Origin of the sequence: Streptomyces sp. NPDC006512, assembly GCF_040611935.1 — a bacterium.
Lineage (GTDB): Bacteria > Actinomycetota > Actinomycetes > Streptomycetales > Streptomycetaceae > Streptomyces.
The window spans coordinates 1-9569 of sequence record NZ_JBEXPG010000116.1 but is presented as its reverse complement, the minus strand read 5'-3'; the positions used below and the strand labels follow the sequence as shown (position 1 = coordinate 9569).

1 protein-coding gene is annotated in these 9569 nt (G+C 71.1%); it reads left to right on the top strand.

What is annotated here, in order from left to right; genetic code table 11:
- A partial coding sequence (locus ABZZ17_RS39380; RefSeq protein WP_356884097.1) for an SDR family NAD(P)-dependent oxidoreductase occupies positions 1 to 9569 on the top strand: 9569 nt, incomplete at both ends.

Genomic DNA, 9569 nt, shown 5'->3' with positions numbered 1-9569 from the left:
GCGAAGGGTGAAGACGCCCTTCGGGCGCAGGCGCGTGAGCTCCGGTCGGCTGTGCTGTCGGCGCCGGACCTGCGGGCGGTCGACGTCGCGTGGTCGCTGGCGGTCGGCAGGGCCGCGTTCGAGGAGCGTGCGGCGGTGGTGGCCGCGGACCGTGAGGGTCTGCTGGCGGGCCTGGCCGTGCTGGCGGACGGCGACTCGGCGCCGGGAGTGGTCGGGGGGTCGCCTGTCGGTGGGAAGACGGCTTTCCTGTTCACGGGGCAGGGGAGTCAGCGGCTGGGGATGGGGCGTGAACTGTGTGCCGCCTACCCGGTGTTCGCGGAGGCTCTGGACGCGGTGTGCGAGCGGCTGGAACTGCCGCTGAAGGACGTGCTGTTCGGAGACGATGCCGAGCTGCTGAATCGGACCGAGTATGCGCAGCCCGCGCTGTTCGCGGTGGAGGTGGCGCTGTTCCGGCTGGTCGAGTCGTGGGGCATCACGCCCGACTTCGTTACCGGGCACTCGATCGGTGAGATCACGGCTGCGCATGTGGCCGGGGTGTTCTCGCTGGACGACGCGTGCACGCTGGTCGCTGCGCGCGGTCGGCTGATGCAGGCGCTGCCGTCTGGTGGTGTGATGGTCGCCGTGCAGGCGTCGGAGGACGAGGTCCTGCCGTTGCTGACCGACCGGGTGAGCATCGCCGCGATCAATGGGCCCACGTCGGTGGTGATCGCGGGTGACGAGGACGCGGTGACTGCGGTCGCGGAAGCGTTCGCGGACCGCAAGAGCAAGCGGCTGACCGTGAGCCACGCGTTCCATTCGCCGCATATGGACGGGATGCTGGACGACTTCCGTCAGGTGGTGGAGGGGCTGTCCTTCGCGGCCCCGCGGATTCCGGTCGTGTCGAACCTGACCGGTGCGCTCGTCTCCGACGAGATGGGCTCGGCGGAGTTCTGGGTCCGACACGTCCGCGAGTCCGTGCGGTTCCTCGACGGCATGCGGGCCTTGGAGGGGTCTGGGGTCACCACGTACCTCGAACTCGGGCCGGGTGGTGTGCTTTCGGCGATGGGCCAGGAGTGCGTGACGGAAGAGGGCGTCAGCTTCGTGCCCGTCCTGCGCAACGGGCGTCCCGAGGCCGAGACCGTCGTGACCGCCCTCGCCCTGCTGCACGTGCGGGGTGTGGAGGCGGACTGGAGTTCCTTCTTCGCCGGCACCGGCGCCGCACGGGTGGAGCTGCCGACGTACGCCTTCCAGCGGCAGCGCTACTGGCTGCAGCTGAAGGGCATTGCTCGAAGCAGCGCCGCCCATGAGGCGGACTCCCGCTTCTGGGACGCGGTGGAGCGCGAGGACCTGGAGTCGCTCGCCACCACCCTGGACATGGACGACGAGAACGCCTGGGGCACGGTCCTGCCGGCCCTGTCGGCCTGGCGCCGTGGCCTGCGCACCCAGACGGCTGTCGATGCCTGGCGCTACCGGGTGTCCTGGATGCCGCTGGCGCACGTCGCCGCGTCCGGTGCACGGTTGGCGGGGGCGTGGCTGGTCGTGTCTACGGCTGGCGTGGATGACACCGCTGTGGTGGACGCGCTGGCCGGGCGTGGTGCCGAGGTTCGGCGGGTGGTGGTCGAGCCGGGTACGGATCGTGCCGGGCTGGCCGAGCTGTTGGTGGCTGCTGGTTCGGTGGCGGGTGTGGTGTCCCTTCTTGCGCTGGACGAGGCCGCTGGGGTTGTGGCGTCGGCTGGTCTGGTGCAGGCGTTGGGTGATGCCGGTGTGGAGGCGCCGTTGTGGTGCCTGACGCGTGGTGCGGTGAGTGTGGGCCGGTCCGATCGTCTGGTGTCTGCGGTGCAGGCTCAGGTGTGGGGGCTGGGTCGGGTGGTGGCTCTGGAGGCGCCTGGGCGTTGGGGTGGTCTGGTCGATCTTCCCGAGGTGTGGGACGAGCGGGCGTTGGGCCGTCTGGTCGGGGTCCTGTCCGGCGGTTCCGGCGAGGATCAGGTCGCTGTTCGTTCCTCCGGGGTCTTTGGGCGTCGTCTGGTCCGTGCGGCCGGGGCCTCCGGCTCCTGGGCGCCGTCCGGGACGGTGCTGGTGACCGGCGGTACGGGTGCGCTGGGTGGGCGGGTCGCGCGTTGGCTGGCCGGGGCGGGCGCCGAGCGGCTGGTGCTGACCAGCCGCCGGGGCGCTGATGCTCCTGGTGCTGCCGAGCTGGTGGCGGAGCTGGCCGGGCAGGGTGTGGAGGTGTCGGTCGTCGCTTGCGATGTCTCCGACCGGGATGCCCTGCGGAAGCTGCTGGTTGCCGAGGCGGAGACGCTGACCGCTGTGGTCCACACGGCTGGTGTGCTGGATGACGGCGTCCTCGACGCGCTGACGCCCGAGCGGTTCGAGAGTGTGCTGCGGGCGAAGGCGACGTCCGCCCTTAACCTGCACGAGCTGACCGTCGAGCTGGGTATCGAGCTCTCCGCGTTCGTGTTGTTCTCGTCGATGAGTGGCATGGTCGGTGCGGCCGGTCAGGCCAACTACGCCGCGGCCAACGCCTATCTGGATGCTCTGGCTGAGCAGCGGCGTGCCGCCGGGCTGGCCGGGACCTCGCTCGCGTGGGGTCCGTGGGCCGAGGGCGGCATGGCCGCTGATGAGGCGATGGACGCGCGGATGCGGCGTGAGGGTCTGCCGCCGATGGCTCCCGATACGGCGATGGCTGTTCTGCGGCAGAGTGTGGCTTCGGCTACCGATGCGGCGGTGCTGGTCGCGGACGTGGACTGGGGGCGTTTCGGGCCGGCCTTCACGGTGGTGCGTCCCAGTGTTCTGTTCACGGAACTGGTCGAGTCCGGGACGGTTGTTCCGGCTGCTGGTGTTGAGGTTGCCGGGTCGCCGGTGGGGCGGCTGGCCGGTCTTGGCGCGGCGGAGCTGGAGCGGGAACTGCTCGCTCTGGTGCGTGCGCACGTCGCGGCGGTCCTCGGGCATGACGGTTCGGAGGCGGTGGGTGCGGAGCGTGCGTTCAAGGAGCTGGGATTCGACTCGCTGACCGCGGTAGAGCTGCGCAACCGGCTGGGTGCGGCCACGGGCGTGACCCTGCCGGCCACGTTGATCTTCGACTATCCGACGGCCTCCGCTCTCACCGCGTATCTGCGTGATGAACTGCTCGGCACGCGGGCTGAGGTCACGGGCCCGGTGACGACGGCGGTCGACGGTGACCCGATCGCGATCGTCGCGATGAGCTGCCGCTTCCCCGGCGGCGTCCGTACCCCCGAGGACCTCTGGCACCTGCTGGCCACCGGCGGCGACGCCATCGGTGAATTCCCCGTCGACCGCGGCTGGGACTTGGACCGCCTGTACAACCCTGACCCCGATCAGCAGGGCACCTTCTACGCCCGCGAGGGCGGTTTCCTCTACGACGTGGCGGACTTCGACGCCGACTTCTTCGGCATCGCCCCTCGCGAGGCCCTGGCGATGGACCCGCAGCAGCGGCTGTTGCTGGAGACCACCTGGGAGGCGTTCGAGCGGGCCGGCATCGATCCCGCCACCGTGCGCGGCGAGCGGGTCGGCGTCTTCACCGGCACCAACGGCCAGGACTACCTCAACCTCGCGCTTGCCGCTCCCGACGGCATCGAGGGATTCGTCGGCACGGGCAACGCGGCGAGCGTCGTCTCCGGTCGCGTCAGCTACGTCCTCGGCCTGGAGGGCCCGGCGGTCACCGTCGACACCGCCTGCTCGTCCTCGCTGGTCGCCCTGCACCTGGCCGTCCAGGCGCTGCGGCAGGGCGAGTGCTCCATGGCCCTCGCCGGCGGCGTGACTGTCATGTCGTCGCCCGGGGCGTTCATCGACTTCAGCCGTCAGCGGGGTCTGGCGGAGGACGGCCGCATCAAGGCCTTCGCGGCCGGCGCGGACGGTACGGGCTGGGGTGAGGGTGTCGGCATGCTGCTCGTGGAGCGGCTGTCCGACGCGCGTCGCAACGGGCATCCGGTGCTGGCGGTGGTGCGGGGTTCTGCGATCAACCAGGACGGTGCGAGCAACGGTCTGACAGCTCCGAACGGTCCGTCGCAGCAGCGGGTCATCCGCCAGGCCCTGGCCAGCGCGGGACTGTCCCCGATGGACGTGGACGCGGTGGAGGCGCATGGCACGGGGACCCGGCTCGGGGACCCGATCGAGGTCCAGGCGCTGCTGGCGACGTACGGGCAGGAGCGTTCCGCGGACCAGCCGCTGCTGCTGGGTTCGGTCAAGTCGAACATCGGACACACCCAGGCCGCGGCCGGTGTTGCCGGGATCATCAAGATGGTCATGGCGATGCGCCACGGGGTGCTTCCGCAGACGCTTCACGTGGACGAGCCGACCCCGCATGTCGACTGGTCGGCGGGGGAGATCGCCCTGCTGACCGAGAAGCGTGCCTGGCCGGAGACCGGCCGTCCGCGCCGGGCGGGCATCTCCTCGTTCGGTTTCAGTGGTACCAACGCCCACACGATCATCGAGCAGGCACCGGACGTCGCAGACGTGGCTCCGGAGCGGCGCAGCGGTGTCGTCGTCCCGTGGGTACTGTCCGCGAGGAACGAGACTGCCCTGCGGGTACAGGCCGAACGCCTGACGGCCGGGCTCGCCGCCGACGAGGCGCTCGAACCCGCCGACGTCGCCTACTCGTTGGCGACGTCGAGGTCGGCCCTCGAACACCGGGCCGTGGTCGTCGCGGGCGAACGGGACGAGTTCCTGGCCGCCCTGGAAGCCCTGGCCGCCGGTGAGCGAGCGGCAGGGCTGTCGCACGGTACGGCTTCCGAGGGTGCATTGGCCTTCCTGTTCACCGGTCAGGGCAGTCAGCGCATCGGGATGGGCCGTGAACTGTACGACGCCTACCCGGTGTTCGCGGACGCGCTGGACGCGATATGCGCCCGGATGGACGCAATCCTCGAACTCCCCCTGATGGACGTGTTGTTCGGAGAGGAGCCTGACTCTCTGGATCGGACGGAGTATGCGCAGCCGGCGTTGTTCGCGGTGGAGGTCGCGCTGTTCCGGCTGGTGACGTCGTGGGGTGTGCGGCCGGACTTCCTGTCGGGGCATTCTCTCGGTGAGATCGCGGCTGCGCATGTGGCCGGGGTGCTGTCCCTGGGCGACGCCTGCACGCTGGTGGCGGCCCGCGGTCGGCTGATGCAGGCGCTGCCGTCCGGTGGTGTGATGGTTGCGGTGGAGGCGTCGGAGGACGAGGTCCTGCCGCTGCTGACCGGCCGGGTGAGCATTGCCGCGGTCAACGGACCGCGGTCGGTGGTCGTCGCGGGTGACGAGGACGCGGTGGCCGCGGTCGTCGAAGCGTTCGCGGACCGCAAGAGCAAGCGGCTGACCGTGAGCCACGCGTTCCATTCGCCGCACATGGACGGCATGTTGGGCGACTTCCGCCAGGTCGTGGAGGGATTGACCTTCGGCACCGCGAGCGTTCCCGTCGTGTCGAACCTGACTGGTTCCTTCGTCTCCGATGAGATGGGTTCGCCGGAGTTCTGGGTCCGCCACGTCCGCGAGGCCGTGCGGTTCCTCGACGGTGTGCGCGCCCTTGAGGCCGCCGGCGTGACGACGTACGTCGAACTCGGTCCGGACGGCGTGCTGTCGGCGCTCGCTCAGGACTGCGTCGAGCATGACGCCGCCTTCGTTCCGCTGCTCCGCAAGGGTCGCCCGGAGACGGACGCCGCCGTTGCGGCGCTGGCGCAGGCTCACCTCCATGGGGTCACCGTCGACTGGGCGGCGTTCTTCGCCGGTTCGGGTGCCCGTCGTGTCGATCTGCCGACGTACGCGTTCCAGCGGCAGCGGTACTGGCCCGGCGCGGCCGCGTTCGCCACGGGGGATCCGGAGGCGATCGGGCTCGGTGACGCGGGTCATCCGCTGCTGGGTGCGGCGGTCGCGCTCGCCGATTCCGAGGGTGTGCTCCTTGCCGGCCGGCTGTCGCTCGATACTCACCCCTGGCTGGTGGATCACATGATCCATGGCAGTGTGCTGCTGCCGGGTACGGCCTTTGTGGATCTGGCGGTGCGTGCTGGTGACCAGGTCGGTTGCGATGTGGTGGAGGAGCTGACGCTGGAGGCGCCGCTGGTGCTGCCGGAGCGGGGCGGTGTGCAGCTCCAGCTGGTGGTGGAGGCGGTTTCGGAGTCCGGGCGTCGGCCGTTCAGTGTGTACTCGCGTCGTCAGGACGGCGGGGTCGAGGAGCTGTGGACGCGTCACGGGTCCGGTGTGCTGGCGGTCGGGGCGCGGCCGGAGGGGGAGCTGGAGTTCGGCGAGCTGGCGGCGTGGCCGCCGGCCGGCGCCGTACCGGTCGACATCACAGAGCTGTACGGGGAGCTGGCCGGGGACGGGATGGCCTACGGGCCGCTGTTCCAGGGGCTGAAGGCGGCCTGGCGTCGTGACACGGAACTGTTCACCGAGGTCGCGCTGCCGGACGACGGTCGCCGGGACGCGGCGCGGTTCGGTCTGCACCCGGCCCTGCTCGACGCGGGCCTCCACGCCATCGGCCACGGCGACGACGCGGGACGAGTCTCTTCCGGTCCGCTGCTTCCCTTCTCTTGGGCCGGCGTCTCGCTGTACGCGTCGGGTGCGTCGTCGATTCGCATGCGCCTGACCCCTAACTCCGCCGAAAGCTCGCACGGCTTCGCGCTGTTGGTCGCGGATGGGGCGGGGCGTCCGGTGGCGGCTGTGGAGTCGTTGATGCTCCGTCCGGCTTCCGCCGATCAGGTGCACGCGGCGGGTGGCGGTCATGTGGAGTCGCTCTTCCGCGTGGAGTGGACGCCCGGCGTGGTCGGTGCGGGCCTTGCTGCCGACGGCATGAGGTGGGCGGTCCTGGGCCGCGACGAGATCGGTTTGCGTGACACGGGTGCCGAGGTCGCGGAGTACCCGGATGCAGTCGCGCTCGGTGTGGCGTTGGCGGCGGGTGAGCCGGTGCCGGATGCGGTGTTCGTCGTGCCGTCGGCTGGCGTTGGTGCCGGTGACGTGGTGGGTTCCGTGCATGCGGCGGTGAACGGTGCGCTTGCGGTGGTGCAGGAGTGGCTGGCCGATGAGCGGTTCGCCGGCACCCGGTTGGTGTGGGTGACCTCTGGTGCGGTGGCCGTCGAGGCTGGCGCTGGTGTCGGGGATCTTGCGGGGAGTGCGGTTCGCGGGCTGTTGCGTTCGGCGCAGTCGGAGAACCCGGGGCAGTTGCTCATGCTCGACCTGGACGGTGAGGAGGCGTCGCTCGCGGCGGTTCCTGCCGCGTTGGCGTCCGGGGAGCCGGAGTTGGCGATCCGGGGTGGTGAGGTCACCGTTCCTCGTCTGGTGCGTGTGGCTTCGTCGGACAGCATCTCGGAGCGGGCGAAGGCTGTGCGCGGGGACGCGTCCGGGACGGTGCTCGTCACGGGTGCGACGGGTGGTCTGGGCCGGTTGTTCGCCCGTCATCTGGTCTCTGCCTATGGCGTGGAGCGTCTGCTGCTGACGAGTCGTCGGGGTCCGGCGGCGGACGGGGCTGCGGAGCTGGTTGCGGAGCTGCGTGGGCTGGGTGCTCACGCGGAGCTCGTGGCTTGTGATCTTGCGGACCGGGGGGCGTTGACGGAGCTGCTGTCGGGGATTGCGGCCGAGCATCCGTTGACGGCCGTGGTGCACACAGCCGGGGTCCTGGACGATGGTGTGCTGGCTTCCCTCACCCCCGAGCGGGTGGCGGCGGTGTTGCGGCCGAAGGTGGATGCGGCGTGGAACCTGCATGAGCTGACGCGGGAGCTTGACCTGTCGGCGTTCGTGCTCTTCTCGGGTGCTGCGGCCGCGTTCGGCGCGGCCGGGCAGGCGAACTACGCTGCGGCGAACGCGTTCCTGGAGGCTCTGGCCGAACGCCGTCGGGCTGAGGGACTGGCTGCCACCTCCCTGGCCTGGGGCCTGTGGGCCCCCCAGGCAGGCGTCAGCGGCGACGGCGGCATGGCGGCGCGCCTCGACGAGGCCGACCTGCGGCGCATCGCCCGGGAAGGTGTCGGCGCACTGGCCGTCGAAGAGGGACTCTCGCTCTTCGACACCGCCATGACAGTGGACTCGGCGGTGCTCCTGCCGATGCACCTGGATCTCGCGGTCCTGCGCACGCAGGCCGCTTCGGCCGGTGCGACGCCGCCCCTGCTGCGTTCCCTCGTACGGGTACCGGCCCGCCGGACCGTCGAGCGGAGCGGTGGCGGCACGGACACGGGATCCCCCCTGACCGCCCGCCTGCTCGCCCTGCCTACGGCGGAGCGCGAGGGCGTACTGCTGGACTTGGTGGCCGAACGCGTCGCGGCGGTCCTCGGCCACACGGGTGCGGAGGCCGTCGACGCAGACCGCGCCTTCAAGGACCTCGGCTTCGACTCGCTCACCGCAGTGGAACTGCGGAACGCACTCAAGGCGGAGACCGGCCTCAGGCTCCCCCCGACCCTCGTCTTCGACTATCCGACACCGGCGGCGCTCGCCGGGCACCTGCTCAGCGAGCTGGCGGTGACCGTCGGCCAGGAGGAGGCGGTACGCGGCCTGCGGACGCCCGTCCGCTCTGCCACCGGCATCGGCACCGCCGTCGCCGACGACCCGATCGTGATCGTGGGCATGGGCTGCCGGTTCCCCGGTGGGGTGCGGACGCCCGAGGACCTGTGGCAGCTCGTCGCCACGGGCGGCGACGGCATCACCGGCTTCCCCGCAGACCGGGGCTGGAACGTCGAGGAGCTGTACCACCCCGACCCCGACCACACGGGCACGACGTACACCCGTGAGGGCGGTTTCCTGCACGAGGCGGCCGAGTTCGATGCGGCGTTCTTCGGGATCTCGCCGCGTGAGGCCCTGGCGATGGACCCGCAGCAGCGGCTGTTGCTGGAGACCTCGTGGGAGGCGTTCGAGCGGGCCGGGATCGACCCGACCACCCTGCGCGGCAGCCGGACCGGCGTCTTCGCCGGCGTCATGTACCACGACTACGCGACCGGTATCGGAGACGGAACCGGAGGTGGGGACGAACTGCCCGAGGGCGTCGAGGGATACCTCGGCACCGGTACCTCCGGCAGCATCGCCTCGGGCCGCGTCTCGTACGCCTTCGGCCTGGAGGGACCGGCCGTCACCGTCGACACGGCCTGCTCGTCGTCGCTGGTCGCCCTGCACTGGGCGATCCAGGCACTGCGCAATGGCGAGTGCGACATGGCACTGGCCGGCGGTGTCACGGTGATGGCCACGCCGGGCACCTTCATCGACTTCAGCCGTCAGCGGGGCCTTTCTGCGGACGGCCGCTGCAAGTCCTTCGCCGCGGCTGCCGACGGCACGGGCTGGGCCGAGGGCGCGGGCATGCTGCTCGTGGAGCGGCAGTCGGACGCGATACGGAACGGCCACCCGATCCTGGCCGTGGTCCGCGGCTCGTCCGTCAACCAGGACGGTGCCAGCAATGGACTCACCGCCCCGAACGGGCCGTCGCAGCAGCGGGTGATCCGCGAGGCCCTGGTGAGTGCCGGTCTGTCGACCGCGGATGTGGACGCGGTGGAGGCGCACGGTACGGGTACCCGGCTCGGGGACCCGATCGAAGCCCAGGCGCTGCTGGCGACGTACGGGCAGGAGCGGCCGGAGGGCCGTCCGCTGCTGCTGGGGTCGATCAAGTCGAACATCGGGCACACGCAGGCCGC